General features: G+C 58.9%; 18 protein-coding genes and 1 tRNA gene. 12 read left to right on the forward strand and 7 right to left on the reverse strand.

Features of this window, described 5'->3' with window-relative positions:
• Positions 1-21: 21 nt before the first annotated feature.
• Both ACR0J7_RS04725 and ACR0J7_RS04730 read right to left on the reverse strand, forming a co-directional pair.
• Positions 22-996, reverse strand: a complete 975-nt coding sequence (locus tag ACR0J7_RS04725; protein ID WP_480913434.1) for an isopenicillin N synthase family dioxygenase — start codon at positions 994-996, stop codon at positions 22-24.
• Positions 996-2,360 (reverse strand): FAD-dependent oxidoreductase, encoded by a 1,365-nt coding sequence (locus ACR0J7_RS04730; RefSeq protein ID WP_480486350.1) that lies wholly within the window; start codon positions 2,358-2,360, stop codon positions 996-998. The genes ACR0J7_RS04725 and ACR0J7_RS04730 overlap by 1 nt, the downstream gene beginning before the upstream one ends.
• A 169-nt stretch (positions 2,361-2,529) precedes the next feature.
• Between ACR0J7_RS04730 and proS the strand changes: the two genes are divergently transcribed.
• Positions 2,530-3,870, forward strand: coding sequence for a proline--tRNA ligase (gene proS, locus ACR0J7_RS04735; RefSeq protein ID WP_480481934.1), 1,341 nt, complete (start codon positions 2,530-2,532; stop codon positions 3,868-3,870).
• A 126-nt stretch (positions 3,871-3,996) separates the two neighbouring features.
• On the opposite strand, the gene ACR0J7_RS04740 is transcribed toward proS, so the two are convergent.
• Complete coding sequence (locus ACR0J7_RS04740) at positions 3,997-4,356, reverse strand: hypothetical protein (protein WP_267366022.1); 360 nt, start codon at positions 4,354-4,356, stop codon at positions 3,997-3,999.
• A 355-nt stretch (positions 4,357-4,711) separates the two neighbouring features.
• On the opposite strand from ACR0J7_RS04740, the gene ACR0J7_RS04745 reads away from it, so the two are divergent.
• Together ACR0J7_RS04745 and ACR0J7_RS04750 are read left to right on the forward strand one after the other, a co-directional pair.
• Entirely contained in the window at positions 4,712-6,007 is a 1,296-nt protein-coding gene (locus ACR0J7_RS04745) for a lipoprotein-releasing ABC transporter permease subunit (RefSeq protein WP_480913436.1), read from the forward strand.
• A complete protein-coding gene (locus ACR0J7_RS04750; protein WP_480486346.1) occupies positions 6,000-6,686 on the forward strand; it encodes an ABC transporter ATP-binding protein in 687 nt (228 codons plus the stop codon). Before ACR0J7_RS04745 ends, ACR0J7_RS04750 begins: the two co-directional genes overlap by 8 nt.
• Here ACR0J7_RS04750 and ACR0J7_RS04755 read toward each other — a convergent pair.
• On the reverse strand, positions 6,670-7,107 hold the full coding sequence (locus tag ACR0J7_RS04755) for a DMT family transporter (RefSeq protein WP_480486344.1): 438 nt from the start codon (positions 7,105-7,107) through the stop codon (positions 6,670-6,672). The genes ACR0J7_RS04750 and ACR0J7_RS04755 overlap by 17 nt on opposite strands.
• Before the next feature lie 97 nt (positions 7,108-7,204).
• Here ACR0J7_RS04755 and ACR0J7_RS04760 point away from each other — a divergent pair, with 97 nt between their 5' ends.
• Positions 7,205-7,618, forward strand: coding sequence for a c-type cytochrome (locus ACR0J7_RS04760; RefSeq protein WP_480582952.1), 414 nt, complete (start codon positions 7,205-7,207; stop codon positions 7,616-7,618).
• Here the strand turns inward: ACR0J7_RS04760 and ACR0J7_RS04765 are convergent.
• Positions 7,615-8,301 (reverse strand): hypothetical protein, encoded by a 687-nt coding sequence (locus ACR0J7_RS04765; protein ID WP_480773173.1) that lies wholly within the window; start codon positions 8,299-8,301, stop codon positions 7,615-7,617. The two genes, ACR0J7_RS04760 and ACR0J7_RS04765, sit on opposite strands and share 4 nt — an antisense overlap.
• Before the next feature lie 42 nt (positions 8,302-8,343).
• Positions 8,344-9,006 carry a DNA-3-methyladenine glycosylase I gene (locus ACR0J7_RS04770; protein WP_480773174.1) on the reverse strand — a complete coding sequence of 221 codons (663 nt, stop codon included), beginning with the start codon at positions 9,004-9,006 and terminating at the stop codon, positions 8,344-8,346.
• A gap of 418 nt (positions 9,007-9,424) precedes the next feature.
• On the opposite strand from ACR0J7_RS04770, the gene ACR0J7_RS04775 reads away from it, so the two are divergent.
• The 5 genes from ACR0J7_RS04775 (at position 9,425) to ACR0J7_RS04795 (ending at position 14,862) form a co-directional block, all read left to right on the forward strand.
• A complete protein-coding gene (locus tag ACR0J7_RS04775; RefSeq protein ID WP_209504562.1) occupies positions 9,425-10,375 on the forward strand; it encodes an ABC transporter substrate-binding protein in 951 nt (316 codons plus the stop codon).
• Between the two features lie 10 nt (positions 10,376-10,385).
• The gene (locus ACR0J7_RS04780) at positions 10,386-11,435 is read left to right on the forward strand and encodes a quaternary amine ABC transporter ATP-binding protein (RefSeq protein WP_480913438.1); all 1,050 of its coding nucleotides are present in this window, start codon (positions 10,386-10,388) and stop codon (positions 11,433-11,435) included.
• Positions 11,432-13,498 (forward strand): ABC transporter permease, encoded by a 2,067-nt coding sequence (locus ACR0J7_RS04785; RefSeq protein WP_480913440.1) that lies wholly within the window; start codon positions 11,432-11,434, stop codon positions 13,496-13,498. Before ACR0J7_RS04780 ends, ACR0J7_RS04785 begins: the two co-directional genes overlap by 4 nt.
• A 106-nt stretch (positions 13,499-13,604) precedes the next feature.
• Entirely contained in the window at positions 13,605-14,270 is a 666-nt protein-coding gene (locus ACR0J7_RS04790; RefSeq protein ID WP_480913442.1) for an NnrU family protein, read from the forward strand.
• 70 nt (positions 14,271-14,340) lie between these two features.
• A complete protein-coding gene (locus ACR0J7_RS04795; RefSeq protein ID WP_480582967.1) occupies positions 14,341-14,862 on the forward strand; it encodes a DUF2478 domain-containing protein in 522 nt (173 codons plus the stop codon).
• 231 nt (positions 14,863-15,093) lie between these two features.
• Here ACR0J7_RS04795 and ACR0J7_RS04800 read toward each other — a convergent pair.
• Positions 15,094-15,177, reverse strand: a tRNA-Tyr gene (locus ACR0J7_RS04800).
• 116 nt (positions 15,178-15,293) lie between these two features.
• Between ACR0J7_RS04800 and rlmB the strand changes: the two genes are divergently transcribed.
• The 3 genes from rlmB to ACR0J7_RS04815 all read left to right on the forward strand — a co-directional run bounded on the left by rlmB (position 15,294) and on the right by ACR0J7_RS04815 (position 16,918).
• Positions 15,294-16,064 carry a 23S rRNA (guanosine(2251)-2'-O)-methyltransferase RlmB gene (rlmB, locus tag ACR0J7_RS04805; protein WP_480582970.1) on the forward strand — a complete coding sequence of 257 codons (771 nt, stop codon included), beginning with the start codon at positions 15,294-15,296 and terminating at the stop codon, positions 16,062-16,064.
• 69 nt (positions 16,065-16,133) lie between these two features.
• Positions 16,134-16,361 carry a hypothetical protein gene (locus tag ACR0J7_RS04810; protein ID WP_480899085.1) on the forward strand — a complete coding sequence of 76 codons (228 nt, stop codon included), beginning with the start codon at positions 16,134-16,136 and terminating at the stop codon, positions 16,359-16,361.
• A 98-nt stretch (positions 16,362-16,459) separates the two neighbouring features.
• Positions 16,460-16,918: a YHS domain-containing (seleno)protein gene (locus ACR0J7_RS04815; protein WP_480913444.1), complete on the forward strand. Its 459-nt coding sequence runs from the start codon at positions 16,460-16,462 to the stop codon at positions 16,916-16,918.
• Positions 16,919-17,008 lie beyond the last annotated feature (90 nt).

Here is a 17,008-nt window from a genome sequence, read left to right on the forward strand (position 1 = left end):
TGGCGCTTGCGTTTACAGGAGTCAGCCGCGCAACGTTCCCAATTCCGGGGTGTCTTCGGTGGCGGTTTCGTCGGGCCAGTTGGTGCGCCAAATCTCGGCCGACCAGTGACCGCAATGAACCGCCGGACGGTCAAAGCCGGGCAGGGGCGGCAGCAAAGGCGCGACGACGACGTCGTGACGGGGCACCGCGAAATAGGGAAAAGAATACCGTTCCTGACCCGATCGGTTCACAACCCGATGCGGCGTGGATTTCAACCGCCCGCCCGACCACAGCTCCAGCATGTCACCGATATTCACCACGAAACCACTGGGCGGGCAATCGGGCGTGATCCAGCCGCCGTTGCGGGTCTGCACCTCAAGCCCGCCCACCGGATCGGGGGCAATGATGGTCAAGGCGTCGGTATCCTTGTGCGGATGGATGCCATAGCCTGCCTCATCTTCGGCCTGAGGCGGGTAATGCAACAGGGTCATGTTGGTCATCGGGTCCCGGAATGCACCGCGCAGCGAGTCGGCTTTCAAATCCAACCCTGCTTCTAACGCGCCCAGCAACAGATCGGTGACGCGATCCAGTTGCCGCCAGTAACCCAGAATGACCTCTTTCGCACCGGGTACACCGTCGGGCCAGAGGTTTGGCCCGTATAACGCGCAATCCTCACGCACCGGGTCGTCTGCTGCGACCTCGTGATGCAGTTTGTACCCCTCGTATTTGTCGGCTTTGCCCGAGCCATCATTGGGTGTGAAAAACCCCATGGGTATATAGCCGCGATAGTTGGCGCGGGTGATGGCCTGATCCCATTTTTGCGCGTCATCGACGGCAAAAATCTGTCGGGTGATCTGGCGTACCTGATCCACGGTCTGCCGGGATACGCCTGTCCCGGTGATCGACAAAAAGCCGATCCCCTGACAGGCCGCAAGGATGTAACGGACCGTCGCGTCATAGGCTGCGGTTCCCGGGGCAGTCAAAGGCGCGATATCAATCGTTGGGATACTGTCCATCAGTGAATCCTCACCCCCTGGCGTTGCAATTCAGCGCGAACCGGTGCCAGATTCAGCTGGTCCAGCTCCTGATTGCTTTTCAGTGAGACCGCAGCGGCGATGCCCGCGCCCTGACCTAAGACCGCGCAACAAGCCATGTTTCGGGTTGCGGCATGTGCCACCCGGTCCGCGCCATGCGACCGTCCTGCAACCAGCAGGCCTTTGATGCCCTTGGGCAGCATCGAGCGATAAGGGATTTGCATGTACCGCCCCGTAGTTGGCAGGATCAGGATGCCATAGCCGTCGATGAACTCGGGATAGATGCCGATCGTATCCTCGAACCGGCCCTGATGGCGGGCATCGTTTTCGGTCATGTTGTAGACCGCGTCGATCTTGCGGGTGTCGCGGATGCCGATGGTCATACCGAAATTCCGCAAACGTGCGTTTTCGCAACCGGGCATGAACCGTCGCAGCGCCTCGATGGCCAGCATGGTCTGGCGGCGACCTTCAATCTCGCCGCGCGTCAGGCTGTCGGGATCGGTGCCGTCAACCTCGGCCAGATGGATGAGGTTCATGTATGTCAGCTCGCCCGTGTCATGCATCGCGCCCCAGGTGCCGGCGATGGTGTTCAGATGCGGCGGGATCAGCCCCTGATCGATTGCTTGCTGGAACGGTTTGTGCACGAAGGGTGAGAACATGTCGTCCTCTTTACCCGAGGTCTCAATGTTCCACTCTCCGCCACCGCCCCAGTCCTTGTAGGTCTGCGGGTCAGCTTTCACACCTTCCATGAAGGCGCGTTTATCTACGCCCGCCAGATGGAACATGACCGAAGCCGCCATCATGTCCTCGCGCGGAGTTTTGTGGGTCGGCGCGCCCGAACGATGGGCCACATCCGCGTCGCCGGTGGCATCGATGACGACCTTGGCCAAAATCGCTTCGCGCCCGGCTTTGGATTCTGTGATGACGCCGGTGATCCGGTCGCCTTCCAGGATCGGGGCCACGAAATGCCGATGCAACATCGGATGCACACCCGCTTCTTCGACCAGCTTGTCGGCGACCAGTTTGAAGCCTTCGCTGTCCAGCTCATAGCTCAGCGACTGGCTTTCCGGAACGGCGGCGCCCATCTCCTTGGCGCGGGTTTCGAATTCCATCCCGATGCCGCCTGCCTCGACGGTTTGCTCGTGCCGGTACCAGGCAAATCCTTCGACGCCGACCGCTGTGATGTTGCCACCCATGCAGCCGAACCGATCAATCAAAGATACCTCGGCCCCCGCACGTGCCGCTGCAAGCGCTGCGGCCAACCCGGCGGGGCCGGAACCGACGACCAGAACATCGGTTTGATGAATGACGGGGATTTGGCGTGCGGGTTCCTGAATGGTCTGCATTGGCGCCTCATGGAATTTGCGTTTCCGCTACCATTGGGATTCCCGATTGGCGGGTCAATCAAAAAACCGACTGCCGCAAGGTCGGAAAAACACCAATGCGCGATTGCCCCCGGCGGGGCTTTGGCATAATCACCTGTCCAGTCGAATTCTTACCTTTGAAGGTCCGTCCATGCGCCTGAGCCGTTACTTTCTGCCCGTTCTCAAGGAAACCCCGTCCGAGGCTCAGATCGTCAGCCACCGGCTGATGCTGCGTGCAGGGATGATCAAGCAGGCCTCTGCCGGGATTTATTCCTGGTTGCCGCTGGGCTTCAAAGTGCTGCGCAAGCTGGAAAACATCGTCCACGAGGAACAGGCGCGGGCCGGTCACATCGCGATCCAGATGCCCATCATCCAGTCGGCGGATCTGTGGCGTGAATCCGGGCGCTATGACGATTACGGTCAGGAGATGCTGCGGATGAAGGACCGGCATGACCGGGACATGCTGTTCACGCCGACGGCCGAAGAACTGGTGACAGATATCTTCCGTGGCCACGTCAGTAGCTACAAGGACCTGCCGCTGACGCTCTACCAGATCCAGTGGAAGTTTCGCGATGAAATCCGCCCGCGTTTCGGCGTGATGCGGGGCCGTGAATTCTACATGAAGGACGGATACAATTTCGACCTGACCAAGGAAGATGCGCTGCACGCCTATAACCGCCATCTGGTCAGCTATCTGCGCACTTATGAACGGATGGGACTTCAGGCGATTCCGATGCGCGCCGATTCAGGCCCCATCGGTGGTGATGACACGCATGAGTTCCTGGTTCTGGCCGATACCGGTGAATCCGAAGTTTTCTATGACAGCGCTGTCACTGATCTGACCTTTGGCGATCGCGACATCGATTATGACAACCGCGAACAGTGTCAGGCCATTTTGGAAGAGTTCACTTCGAAATACGCGCGCACTGACGAAACCCATGATGAAGCGCTGTTCAACCAGATACCCGAAGAACGCCGCCGCGTGGCGCGCGGCATCGAGGTGGGCCAAATCTTCTACTTTGGCACCAAATACTCCGATCCCTTGGGTGCAACTGTCCAAGGCCCGGATGGCAAACCGGTTCCGGTTCACATGGGCAGCCATGGTATCGGTGTCAGCCGCCTTGTCGGTGCGATCATCGAGGCCAGCCATGACGATAAGGGCATCATCTGGCCTGAGGGCGTGACCCCGTTCCATTGCGGTATCGTCAACCTCAAGCAGGGCGATGAAGAAGCCGATGCAGCCTGTGACAAGATCTACACGGCGCTGACGGCTTTGGGTCTGGAGCCGCTCTATGACGACCGCAACGAACGCGCAGGCGGCAAATTCGCCACGATGGACCTGATCGGTCTGCCCTGGCGCATCACGGTTGGCCCGCGTGGTCTGAAGAATGGTGTGGTTGAACTGACCTGCCGCCGTACCGGCGAAAGCGAGGAACTGAGCCCCGAGGCGGCCGTTACCAAAGTTGCTGAGATTTACCAGCAGATCGCCTGAGCCACCATCCGTTGCTGCATTAAGCAGGCGTTGAAACACGCCCCGTGATCTGGAAGGGGTGCCGGAGGCTCAGATCTGGCGGCCCTTCCCAAGCTACCTGAATTGACCGCGTCAGTCGGCAGGTTCTCAGTTTTGATCCGACGTCGGGCGCTCGGCCAGGACGTCTCCGTTGGCTCCGTCACCTGTCGCCACAACAATCGGGCGGCCAAGGCGGCTGATCAGTTCGCGAAACTCGATATCCAGAAAGCGCAATCCGCAAATCCGCGCATCAGTTGCCCGATCCGTGATACACAAACGGCCTTGACGGAAAACCAGACGATATCCTTTGTCTTTCAGGATGTCTGCCAAATTGCCCCAGCTTGCTGCGGTGACAAAGATCGGCCGGATGGCCGCGCGCAGCAAGGCTGCGGTCTCACAATCCAATTCTGTTGAAGCCTGACGGGTCGAAATTGCACCCGCGCCATTGGTTGAAATTCGTAAATTCATTGAGCGACCCCCGCTCTTTAAATGTGTTCCCCCATGGTTAGGGTGGCAAAGTTTCTGAAAATAATCAAAAAGAGTAATAAAATTTCGCACTTATTGTTGCCTTTACGATTCAGTGGCTCACGATGTGCGATGATTAACGTCATACCTGAAACAATCACCTTCTGTCTGTGATGCGCTTCACAACTCATGGTGTAGCGCCCGAATTAGAAGACACCTGTTTTGCACGTGTATTTTGGTCATGTCCTGCAACGATTCGGCTCTTTCAGGCTGAGGAGCCAGTTCAGAGTGACAACCGGCTTGACCATTGGGCGAAATGCCGAAAGGGTCGCCGCAAACAAGAAAACCCGGAGCAGGCATGGCCAAGACACCCCCGCCCTTTGCCCCTTTTGAATGGAAAATCGCCTGGCGATATCTGCGCGCGCGCAGGGCCGAAGGCGGTGTCAGCGTGATGACATGGATCTCTTTGATCGGGATCACGCTTGCCGTGTTTGCGCTGATTGCAACGCTGGCTGTCCGTTCAGGTTTTCGCTCTGAATTCGTCGGCACCATTCTGGGTGCCAATGCGCATGTGACGGTCTATTCCTCGGGTGAATTTGACGCGCAGGGCCGGGTGGATCGAACAATTGCCGACTACAAGGAACGCACCGACCGCATAGCGCAGGTGCCCGGAGTTGAGCGTGCCGCACCGCTGGTGAAGGGGCAGGTGCTGATCACCAACCGCGACAGCAGCAGCGGGGTCGAGGTGTTTGGCATCCGACCCGACGATCTGCTCGACTTGCCGGGTATCGCGCAGGCGGAACAGGCGGCGGGGGACCTGTCGGACTTCCAGACGGGTGAGGATGTCATCGCCATTGGATCGGGTGTGGCCCGCAGCATCGGGGTCACTGTCGGGGATGTGGTCAAACTGACCTCGCCCAACGGGGTCAAAACCGCCTTTGGCACGTCGCCGCGCGTGAATGCCTATCGCGTTGTCTATGTGTTTTCGGCCGGTCGCTATGACATCGACCGCACCCGCGTCTACATGCCGTTTTCGCAGGCGCAGGGCTTTTTCAACCGTGAAGGTGTGGCGGATGAGATAGAAGTGATGGTGGACAAGCCCGAAGATCTTGGCCCGATCCTGATTCCCATTCTTGAGGCGTCGGGCGAGCGCAGCCAGATCTGGACATGGCAGGACGCATCCGGCGGCTTTCTGCGCGCGCTCGAGGTTGAGGATAATGTGATGTTCATCATCCTGTCGATCCTCGTTCTGATTGCTGCGATGAACATCGTTTCGGGCCTGATTATGCTGGTAAAGAACAAGGGGCGCGATATCGGAATCCTGCGCACGATCGGCCTGAGCGAAGGATCGGTTCTGCGCGTCTTTTTCATCTGCGGTGCGTTCACCGGCCTGATCGGCACTGCAATGGGGGTTATCCTGGGATGCCTCTTTGCAATCTACATTGATCCGATTTTCTCATTCGTAAACTACGTGATGGGCGGTGGCGTGTGGGATCCGTCGATCCGTGTCATCTACGCCCTGCCGGCCGAACTGCATCTGAGCGATGTGCTCAAGGCGACGGGCCTGTCGCTTGGCCTGTCTTTCATCGTCACCTATTTCCCCGCCCGCCGCGCGGCGCGGCTGAACCCGGTCGAGGCGCTGCGCTATGAATGATGTCACCTTGCGACTGAACGGTCTGACCAAGACCTACCTCAAAGGCACACCGGGCGAGGTGCAGGTTCTGCGCGGGGTCGACCTCGAACTGCGCGCGGGTGAGGCTGTGGCCATGGTTGCGCCGTCAGGGGCGGGTAAATCGACGCTTCTGCACATCGCCGGTCTGCTGGATAGGCCTGACAACGGAACCGTGGAAATCGGGGGGCAGAATGTGAACGGCAAGGGCGACCGAACCAGAACGGCGTTGCGTCGGCAGGATATCGGGTTCGTATATCAGTTCCATCACCTGCTGCCCGAGTTTACGGCGCTGGAAAACATCACATTGCCGCAACTGGCCAATGGCGCGTCCGAAAAAGCTGCTCAGGCACGGGCATTGGACTTGCTGGACCGTGTGGGCGTCGCCCCGCGCGCCAGCCACCGCCCTGCGGCGCTGTCGGGCGGTGAACAACAACGCGTGGCTTTTTGCCGGGCGCTTGCCAACGCGCCGCGTGTTTTGCTGGCTGACGAACCGACAGGCAATCTGGACCCTGAAACTTCGGATCAGGTGTTCGATGCGCTGATGACACTGGTGCGGGACGAGGGATTGTCGGCGTTGATCGCGACCCACAACCTCGAACTGGCGGCGCGCATGGACCGAATGGTCCGGCTTGAGGGCGGCGTGCTCAGGCCAGTTGAGTGATTGCAACACCGATGGCCATGACCGCGATACCACTCGCCCGCATCAGGGTGAGTGGCGCCACCTGTGCGCCGAACAGGCCGAAGTGATCGATTGCCGCGGCACTGATCAATTGCCCCAACAGGACAAAGAACACGGCGTTTCCCACACCGAAATGCGGGGCGACATGGGTGATCGACAACACATAGAATGCAATCAGGATGCCAGCGAACAACAGGTGTTTCGGGGCCTGCGCAACCTTGGACAAGGCTGCAAAACCGGGAAACAACAGCATGGTCAGCACCGAGGCGGCCAGGGCAATTGCAAACAGCACCACAGCTGCCGTTGTCGGTGATCCGATGACCTTGCCAAGGGCCGCGTTAAGAGCGGCCAGTATCGGAATTCCAAATCCGGCGGCCAGCATGATGGCTGCGTATTGTGTCATTGCCCGAACCCTCTGCACCTGTTTCGTTGATCTGGATCATTGCGCCCATATGCCTGTCGGGCAACCCTGCAAATGTCAATTGTGACAGGAGGATACGATGTTCAAGGCAACGATCGGTATGCTGGTTCTCGGGGTTTCGGCTGCTGCCGCACAGGCTGCTTGGGCGCAGGATGCCGTGACCGGAGAGGAACTCTATTTGCATTACTGCGCGACCTGTCACGGGATTGACGCAACCGGGCAGGGGCCGATGGCCAGTGTGCTGGTTGTTCAGCCGTCCGATCTGACCGCATTGTCCAGCGAAAGCGGGGTGTTCCCGACCGCCCGCGTTGTCGCCCGCATCGACGGCAGGGATCCGCTGGTCAGCCATGGCAGCCCGATGCCGGTCTATGGCCCTTATTTCGACGGGCAGGACACATCCATGAAAACACCGGAAGGTCAGCCGATCCTGACCAGCCAGCCGATCGTTGATCTGGTGGCATATCTGGAAACCCTGCAGCGCGCCCGGAACTAACTGCAAATCCCCTCGATCCTGGCTTCGCTCCACGGGATCAGGACCGGGCGCTCGCGCCCCTGTTCCGGCAAGGGCGACAGATCAAAATGGGCACCCAGCATGTCATGAAGTCTTTTGGTGCGCTTGGCCTGAGGGGCCAGCGCGCGACAGCACACATATTCTTCGACGATCGCGCCCTGCTGTTCGAACCCGTAGGTCAGAAAATCCGGAGAAGTTTCGAGGTCGAACAGATACGGATCCCTTCGGCCCCCATGTTCCGCCGCAGCGCGCAGGGGATGGTAACCCGTGGTCCGGCGATTCTGCCATTGCCAGACATGCGTCAGCTCATGGGCCAAAAGCATCGCGGCCAGCAGGTTCATCTGATCCGGAAATTCCGACATATAGTCCTCCAGATACCAGTCGCGGGCAAAGTAGACTTTGTTGAACAGGGCCACGGCGGCAGGTTTGCCCGTCACCGGCCCGGGGTCCACCGGGGGCAGAATGCGCTCGCGGCAGGCCAGTCGCGGGCGTTCTTCGCGGAAATACGTCACGTTGGTAACCGGGGCACCTTCGACCAGACGGATGTGATCCAGTTCCAGGGTTTCCCCTTGAATGGTTTCCGCAAAATCGCGCTCCTGCTCAGTCAACTCACGACCGCAGGCGGCCAGCAACAAAAGTGAAGCAATGAATACACGCAGAACCATAAGTTGAATCTTATTCCGCTGCGGGTATTCCGCAAACCGTTTTCACAGACTCATGGCCAGAACCCGGCTGATTTCCGTAAGTGATCGCCCGGACTGACCCATCCATGTATTAAAGGCGTTCTGAACCGCCTCCATCGCTTTCTTCGAGGTGGCAGGCTTGTCGATCACACCTTCAGCAATCAGCCGGGCGGTGACATCCTGAGACAGAATGAAACTGTCCCGCCCGGCAAACCGCATTGCGTACTGCGCCGAAGCGCCGCCCAGTCGGGCCCCGCGTTTTGCCAGCATTGCCAGAAGGTTGACGTAGTCATCAGATGGCCAGCCGCCTAACACTTTACCCGCGCCGCCTTCCTCACGCAGTTCAAGCAAGAATGCAGCGTTATCCCGTACAGCCGCGATCTTGGTTCCATTCCTTACGATGCGCGTATCCTGCAAAAGGGTGTCAAACTTCTCATCATCCATGAACGCGCATCGCCCCACGTCGAACCCGTTAAAGGCTGTTTCGAACCCGTCCCATTTGTTTTCGATGACTTTCCAGTTGAAGCCAGCCTGAAAGATGCATTTCGTGATGACCGACAGCCAGCGATCCTCGGGCATCGCTGCCAGTTCCGCGGGGGTTTTCGGTTTGCTCAGTTTTGCGTCCAGTGCTTCTGGACCGCCGTGGCGCGCGGCTGCGATTTCAAAGATTTCGTCAAACGTTCGCATCTGTCTAACCTTGATGTTGCCCGACTATAAATGTTTATCTTTTGTTCTTGTTTGGCAATGAAAAATCTGACCGTGTCCAGATTTGAGGCAGCCCAACGAATAACTGGATTCGCAGAAAAATGCGGATTTTCGAAAGAAGTTCTCGACAAAAGGTGGCAAAATGTTTTCTGATTGACTCGTCAGTCAATGTCCCGTCTTAGCGAAATGAAACAAGGGCTAGCCGGGTTGGATGCGTAAAGGGAGCCGGGAGGGGGGAACAATCTGGCAGAAAGATCTTTTCCACAATTTGGAAACGGATCACTGTTCTTTTCCAGCCAAATTTGTGCATGCTGCGGCATGGCATTGTCATCAGACAGAAAGACCGGCGGGAAAATCCTTGCCGGGATGGGCAAAACAAATATGACAGGGAGTTAAGTCCATGAAAAAACTAAGTGTAAGCCTAATGGCTCTGAGCGTTGCAGGCGCAGCGCAGGCGGCGGATATGGGTGCCGTGGATGAACCGATCAAATTGGCGATCAACGAATGGACCGGCCAGCATGTCACCACGCATGTGGCGGGTGAGATGCTCAAGGCTGCCGGGTACAACGTCGAATATGTGACCGCGGGCATGATGAACCAGTTCCAGGCGCTGGCCGATGGCGACATCGACGCGACACTGGAAATCTGGTCTTCCAACGTTTCCGATGAATACGCCAAGAAAATCGGTGAAGGTACTGTGGTCGAAATCGGTGATCTGGGTCTGGATGCCAAGGAAGGCATCGCATACCCGGCGCATGTGGCCGATCTGTGCCCGGGCCTGCCCGCATGGGAAGCGCTGAAAGATTGTGCACAGGTCTTTGCGACGGCGGAAACTCTGCCCGGTGGTCGTCTTGTCGATTACCCGGCCGATTGGGGTACTCCGGGCGCGGATCGCATGACCGGTCTGGAATTGCCGTTCAAAGCCGTACCAGCAGGGTCCGAAGGGGCGCTGATCGCGGAATTGCGCGCTTCGACCGAACGCAAATCGCCACTGCTGATCACCTTCTGGCAGCCGCATTGGGCGATGTCGGCCTATGACGTTCAGTTCGTCGAACTGCCCGCCGGTGAAGAGGCGTGCTTCAGTGATCCGGCCTGGGGCCCGAACCCGAATGCTGTCAATGACTGCGACTTCTCGCCCTCGCGCATCTTCAAGGCCGGCTGGAGCGGTATGGAGGAGAAATGGCCAGCAGCCTTTGAAATCCTGACCAACTATCAGCTGGCGGTTGAAGACCAGCAGCCGATGATGGGCGCGATCGACGTTGACGGTGGAAAGGTCGAAGAAGTTGTCGCCGCATGGATGGCTGAAAACGAAGGCAAATGGCGTCCGGTTGTAGACGCGGCAACCCAGTGAGCCCGCGTAAGTGACGGACACGACCATGCCAGCCATCGCCTGCCGGAATCTCTGGCAGGTGTTTGGCCCCGGCGCTGACAAAGCCCTGACCGACGCGCTGTCTCGGTCAGGGAATGACGCAGACAAGGCTGCCGCCGCCCTTCGGGAACAGGGGCTGATTCCCGCAGTTCAGGATGCCAACTTCGAAGTTCAGGAGGGCGAGCTTTTCGTCATCATGGGCCTGTCAGGCTCGGGCAAATCCACGCTGATCCGCTGCATTTCGCAGCTGCTGCCCGGCACGGGCGGTGAGATTCGGGTGGACGGCGAAAACGTCATCGGAGCCTCGAAGAAGGCCCTGACCGAGTTGCGCCGCAAAAAACTGGGCATGGTGTTCCAGCATTTCGGCCTGTTCCCGCATATGACCGTTTCCGAAAACGTGGCCTATCCGCTGCGCGTGCAGGGTGTGGGCAAGAAGGAACGGCTGGCGCGCGCACAGGAGGTGATCTCACTGGTCGGTCTGGAAGGGCGCGAAAACAGCTTTCCGCGCCAGCTTTCAGGTGGCCAACGTCAGCGTGTGGGCATTGCCCGCAGCCTCGCCGTAAATCCCGATATCTGGTTTCTGGATGAACCGTTCTCGGCCCTCGACCCATTGATCCGCCGCCAGTTGCAGGATGAATTCCTGCGCATTCAGGCGACGCTGAAGAAATCCATCGTCTTTATCACCCATGACATTCAAGAGGCGCTGAAGCTGGCCGACCGCATTGCAATCATGCGCGACGGCAAGATTGTTCAGATCGGAACGCCCACAGATATCGTGTTGCGCCCGGTGGATGATTACGTGCGCGAATTCTCGAAGGATGTCGCCAAAGGTCAGCACGCCAAAGTCGCCTCGGTCATGCGGAGCGAGGCGGAATGTGGCCCGGATGATCCCGGCCTCACCACCTCGATGACGCTGGACGCAGCCCTTGCGCATTGCATGGAGCTGTATGAACCCGTGCCCGTGCGGGATGAGGCGGGCAATGTCGTCGGCACGGTGCATCCGTCCGATCTGGCCGCAGCTCTTCAGGTGGACGAGACATGACCGCCATAACCGACCTCCCGACACGGCCCAGTGCGCAGTTGACGGCAGGTGCGAAGGCCGCCCTGATAACTGTTATCGTCGGTGCAGTTTGCCTTGCGCTCGAGGGTATCGCCCCGTGGCTGGTCAAGTGGCCCGCCGCGTGGGAACTGCCTGCAACCCAATGGGTTGGCGCGTCTCTGGACTGGTTTCTGAACCTGATCAAACCGGCAATGCGGCTGTTTTCGGACCTGATGACCCACCCAATGAACTGGGCGAATTTCGTGCTGGGCAATACGCCATGGCCCATCCTGATCGGGATCGTGACCGCGCTGGGCTGGTATCTGGGCGGCTTGTCCATGGCCGCACTTGGCTTTCTGGGCCTCAGCTTTGTTTTGGCCTCGGGCTATTGGGCCGAAAGCATGAATACGCTGGCGCTTGTCGCCGTGTCTGTCCCTGTGGCGCTGGTCATTGGGGGCGGCATCGGCATCCTCGCCAACGAAGTGCCAAAGGTGAAATCCTTTGTGCAGGCCGTGCTGGACATCATGCAGACGGTGCCGACCTTTGCCTATCTGACACCGCTGCTGCTGCTGTTTGGATTTGGTCCTGTTGTTGGTCTGATTGCTTCGGCCATCTATGCCGCACCGCCCATGGCGCGCAATGTGATGCTGGGATTGGAACGGGTGGAGCCCGAGATCAAAGAGGCGGCCATCATGTCCGGCGGCACTCGGTTCCAGCAACTGTTCCAGGTCGAAATCCCTGCCGCCACCACTCAGATCATGGTCGGTGTGAACCAATGCCTGATGGCTGCTCTGTCGATGGTTATCATCGCCGCCGTCATCGGCGGGTTCAACGATATCGGCTGGGAGGTTCTGCTGACCATGCGTAAGGCGCAGTTCGGCGAGTCGCTGATGGCGGGTCTGGTTATCGTGGTCTTTGCCGTGGTGATCGACCGGATGAGCGGCACTTTGGCGACCGAGCGTAAACGCTATGACAGCCGTGTTGTCTGGGCGATGCTGGGTTTTGCTGTTGTCTTCACGGCGGCCTTCTGGGCGTGGTTGCCAAACCCTGCGGAGCTGACCCTGCTGGACCCGATGGCCGAAGCCGTGGACAGCGGCCTGACCGCATTCACGCAGGCCAATGGCCAGTGGCTGGACGCCCTCAAAAACAACTCGCTGTTCTATGTACTGCTGCCGCTGCGGATCGGGTTGGATCAGGCGGTGCTGCCCTTCACATGGGGTTTCCAGTGGACGTCGAGCATGAGCTTTGGCCTGTTTGCGGCCGGTGCCGGGATTGCGCTTTTGATGGCGTGGCGCGGACGGCTGACTGGTGGGCTGGTCGTTCTGATTCTGATTGGAATGCTGGAAACCGGTATCGCGAACCTGCCGTGGCCCTTTGTCCTGACTGGCGCTGCCGCGCTGGGCTGGGTTGCCGGGGGCTGGCGTCTGGCCGCGCTCTGCGTGGGGCTGCTCTGCACCATCCTCGTCTCGGGCCTGTGGGAAAGGGCGCTGCTGTCGCTTTATCTCAGCGGTGCAGCGGTGTTTACCTGCGCTTTGGCGGGTGGGCTGATCGGCCTTGCCAGCGCGGTATGGCAGCCTGTGTGGAACGTGGTTCGTCCGATCTGTGACATGTTGCAGACGATCCCCCTTTTCGTGTTCCTGATCCCGGTGCTGATGGTGTTCCAGATTGGCGAGTTCTCGGCCTTTCTGGCCATCTGTGCCTATGCGATTGTCCCGATGATCCGCTACACGCGGCACGGGCTGGTCAATACACCGGATGAGATGATGGAGGCCGCAATTTCAAGCGGTGCGACCGAGTGGCAGATCATGCGCGATGTGAGGGCGCCTTATGCGGCCCCGACCATCCTGCTTGGGCTGAACCAGACCATCCTTTATGCCTTTGCCATGCTGGTCATCGCGGCACTGATCGGGACCACCGGTCTGGGCCAGTCGATCTATCTGGCGCTGGGTCAGGCGGATGTGGGGCTTGGTATTTCGGCCGGAGCTGCGATGGCGATTCTGGCACTGATCGCAGACCGCATCGTGCAGGGCTTTGCCGAAGAACGCCGCGCGGCGCTTGGGCTGTAATACAGGGCAGGGGCGGTGCGTCCGCCCCTGCGGCCCAACTTGATTTCGGGCAAGGACGTCGCTGTCCTCCCAGTCTAGACCGACCCCAACACGTTTGGAGAATATCATGACCGGTTGGGGCCTGTTCCTTGCAGCACTCATCGTTTTCCTGCTCAGCCATGCAATTCCTGTACGGCCCACCGTGCGGGGTTGGCTGATCGGCACGCTCGGCCGCCGGGGGTATTTCGCGGCCTATTCACTTCTGTCTTTGGCCGTGCTGGCATGGCTGATTGTTGCCGCTGCAAACGCCCCCTATGTCGAGGTCATTCCGCCGTTCGCAGTCTTGCGCTGGGTGCCGATACTGATCATGCCCGTGGTGTGCTGGCTGGCTGTGACCGGGCTTGCGATCCAGAACCCGATTTCTTTCGGAGGGATGGGCAACAGGTCCTTTGACCCCGAACACCCCGGTATTCTGCGCACCACCCGCCACCCGATCCTTGCCGCGCTGCTGTTGTGGTCCTTGGCGCATCTTCTGGCCAATGGAAGCCTGTCACATGTGATTCTGTTCGGCCTGTTTGCCGGATTTTCTGTTATGGGCATGGACCTGATCGACAGGCGTAAATCGCGTGAGATGGGCTTTGAATGGGTCCGGTTGTCGCGAAATACGGCGCGGTTCTCACTGCGCTTACCGCGTCCATGGCCACGCCCTTGGATCTGGCTAACCGCACTGGCCGCTTACGCGGTTCTTCTTCACCTGCACGCACCTGTGATCGGTCTGTCGCCGCTGCCTTGACTGGGGGAGTGGTCGGGCAGCACCTTGCGTGCTATTTGAAACGTCACAATCGATTTACAAGAGGTCCAAGATGCATCTGGCCTATGTCACCACCACCGACCGCGGCGCGACGGATCGCCTGCTCAGCGCTGTTGCTGAACGTCTGCTGGCGTCTGGCGCGAAACTGGCCGGTGTCGTGCAAACGAACACGGAATGTACCGACAGCAGCAAGTGCGACATGGATGTCCGCGTGTTGCCGGATGGTGAAACCATCCGAATCTCACAATCACTGGGCACCCAGTCGCGCGGCTGCCGTCTGGACCCGGCAGCGCTGGAACAGGCGGTGGGATATGTGACCGCCTCTCTTGCGAACGCACCGGACCTGCTGATTATCAACAAATTCGGCAAACATGAATCCGATGGGCGCGGTTTTCGCCCCGTAATCGGCGAAGCACTGGCGCTGGATATTCCGGTGCTGGTCGGCGTGAACGGGCTGAACGCCGAAAAGTTCAACACCTTCGCCGAAGGTGCGGCCGAAGAGCTGCCTGCGGATTTGGACGACATCGTAGGCTGGTTCAACCGCATAGCGCAGATGCGCCCGGCTGCGGAATAGGCGCGCACTCGACCGACGCGTTGATCTGAACGTCATGACATGCGGTGGCGAAGGCCACGCGGCACCTTTCGTTCACAATCCGGTCGCGTTAGCGCCGGGTTAAGATGTGTAAAACGGATCAGATCTGTCGCATCTGAGAATGGCGGCAGACCAACAGCAATAACATAGCTGCCAGACAATAACGCAGTGCAGGACACGCGTCCTGACCATCTTCGAAATATGTTGGAAAGATGGTGGGCGACCCTGGAATCGAACCAGGCGTGCGTCTCCGCGAGGGAGTTACAGTCCCCTGCCACACCTTGCGGCCTGTCGCCCACTGTCAGGCGTTGCACCTGACGTGGAGGCGTGATTACTAGCGCACCAAAGGAGCGTCAACAGGAAAATTTCCCTTTGGCGCAGGAAACCGAATTCCCGGCCCGGAGGCCCTTGAAATGAAGAAACCCAAATGGGTCGTCGAAAAGGAACAGGCGCGCAAAGCTGCTGCTGCGGAAACAGTCTGGCTGTTTGGCCTGCACGCGGTTCGCGATGCGCTGATGAACCCAAAACGGCAAAAACTACGCCTGATGGTGACGCGGAATGCGTGTGACAAACTGGCGGAAGCTATTGAATTTGCGGGGATCGAGGCCGAGATGGTCGACCCGCGCAAGTTTTCTGCGCCCATCGATTCTGGATCCGTGCACCAGGGCGCGGCGCTGGAGGTCAAGCCGTTGGAATGGGGCAGTCTGGCAGATAACTGCATCGGTCGCGAAAACCCTCGCGTCATTCTGCTGGACCGGGTCACCGACCCGCACAATGTCGGGGCGATTCTGCGCTCGGCCGAAGTTCTGGGGGCCAGTGCTGTGATCGGCACACGCCACCATTCCGCGCCCGAGACCGGGGCACTGGCAAAAACCGCCAGCGGTGCGCTTGAGCGGCAGCCTTATCTGCGGGTGCGCAACCTTGCGGACGCGATTGTCGAGCTTCAGGGCATGGGCTTTCTGGTCCTTGGGCTGGACGGAGAAGCCGACATGACAATCGAAGGTGCGCTAAGCGATGGCCGTGACCGCCCTGTCGCGCTTGTGCTGGGCGCGGAAGGTCCGGGCTTGCGGCAGAAGACAAAGGAAACCGTGGATCAGTTGGTTAAAATTGACGCAGCCGGGGGATTTGGTTCGCTGAACGTCTCAAATGCTGCGGCAATCGCCTTATATGCGTCGCGACCCTGAGCAAAGGAGAGCGTCATTCCCGGTCCTGCCAAAATCGCGACCTGCTGCTATTGCGGCACCCGGGCTGCCTTGATCCTGAAAGGCAAGGAACGGCACGAGCTTAGCTGCTCCAGCTGTGGAGCGCCGCTGCACAACCTGAAGATGCTGCCCGCGCGGAAAGTACACAAACCCGAACCGCTGCGCGTAGCTGTGTCTCATGCTGCCGCTCGGAAAGCAAAGCGCAAAAAGAGGAAGAAGACCATGCTTGCGCGCGTGTTCGACGAAGCATGGGACGTGATCGAAGACATCTTTGACTAAGTTTCAACTGGCGAACACTCGTTCACATCCGCGTCAACAGGGGTTCCGAAAAACGCGAAAAGTTGCATGTTGATAGTCTTGAATATGCAGATTCCCAAATGACGATGCTGAACCGACGTACTCTTCTTTGCTCGCTGAGCACTGTATTGCTGGCTCCTGCCGTGTTTGCGCAGGACAACCCCGTGTACTACGCCACTGACGGTGTGGCGTTGGCGGGGTATGATCCCGTGTCCTATTTTGACAGCGACGCGCCTTCAAAAGGGGCACCCGAAAACGCGGTCATGTGGAAGGGCGCCCGGTGGCATTTCAAATCGCAGGCAAATCGCGAGCTCTTTGAAGGCAACCCGCGCGCCTTTGCGCCGCAGTTCGGTGGTTATTGCTCGTACGGGATGGCGATGGGTGTGTTGAAAAGCACGGATCCGAATACGTGGCAGGTGGTCGATGGGCGTCTTTATCTGACGCATTCACCCGCGGTCGAGGAAATCTGGCAGCAGAATCAAACAGGATACATTGCGATGGCAGAAGAAAACTGGCCCGCAATTCTCTATGGGGAGTAGGCAGGGTTCAGCTAATTGTGAAAAGTCATCACAAAAATGCGCCACCCCTCTTTTTTTTAACGGATCCATGCTTAAATGTCACAGTGACCG

The organism is Ruegeria sp. O4, assembly GCF_056535125.1.

Coding starts and splice junctions, on each gene's coding strand:
- ACR0J7_RS04725 (WP_480913434.1), bottom strand. CDS start 996: ATGGACAGTATCCCAACGATTGATATCGCGCCTTTGACTGCCCCGGGA.
- ACR0J7_RS04730 (WP_480486350.1), bottom strand. CDS start 2,360: ATGCAGACCATTCAGGAACCCGCACGCCAAATCCCCGTCATTCATCAA.
- proS (WP_480481934.1), top strand. CDS start 2,530: ATGCGCCTGAGCCGTTACTTTCTGCCCGTTCTCAAGGAAACCCCGTCC.
- ACR0J7_RS04740 (WP_267366022.1), bottom strand. CDS start 4,356: ATGAATTTACGAATTTCAACCAATGGCGCGGGTGCAATTTCGACCCGT.
- ACR0J7_RS04745 (WP_480913436.1), top strand. CDS start 4,712: ATGGCCAAGACACCCCCGCCCTTTGCCCCTTTTGAATGGAAAATCGCC.
- ACR0J7_RS04750 (WP_480486346.1), top strand. CDS start 6,000: ATGAATGATGTCACCTTGCGACTGAACGGTCTGACCAAGACCTACCTC.
- ACR0J7_RS04755 (WP_480486344.1), bottom strand. CDS start 7,107: ATGACACAATACGCAGCCATCATGCTGGCCGCCGGATTTGGAATTCCG.
- ACR0J7_RS04760 (WP_480582952.1), top strand. CDS start 7,205: ATGTTCAAGGCAACGATCGGTATGCTGGTTCTCGGGGTTTCGGCTGCT.
- ACR0J7_RS04765 (WP_480773173.1), bottom strand. CDS start 8,301: ATGGTTCTGCGTGTATTCATTGCTTCACTTTTGTTGCTGGCCGCCTGC.
- ACR0J7_RS04770 (WP_480773174.1), bottom strand. CDS start 9,006: ATGCGAACGTTTGACGAAATCTTTGAAATCGCAGCCGCGCGCCACGGC.
- ACR0J7_RS04775 (WP_209504562.1), top strand. CDS start 9,425: ATGAAAAAACTAAGTGTAAGCCTAATGGCTCTGAGCGTTGCAGGCGCA.
- ACR0J7_RS04785 (WP_480913440.1), top strand. CDS start 11,432: ATGACCGCCATAACCGACCTCCCGACACGGCCCAGTGCGCAGTTGACG.
- ACR0J7_RS04790 (WP_480913442.1), top strand. CDS start 13,605: ATGACCGGTTGGGGCCTGTTCCTTGCAGCACTCATCGTTTTCCTGCTC.
- ACR0J7_RS04795 (WP_480582967.1), top strand. CDS start 14,341: ATGCATCTGGCCTATGTCACCACCACCGACCGCGGCGCGACGGATCGC.
- rlmB (WP_480582970.1), top strand. CDS start 15,294: ATGAAGAAACCCAAATGGGTCGTCGAAAAGGAACAGGCGCGCAAAGCT.
- ACR0J7_RS04815 (WP_480913444.1), top strand. CDS start 16,460: ATGACGATGCTGAACCGACGTACTCTTCTTTGCTCGCTGAGCACTGTA.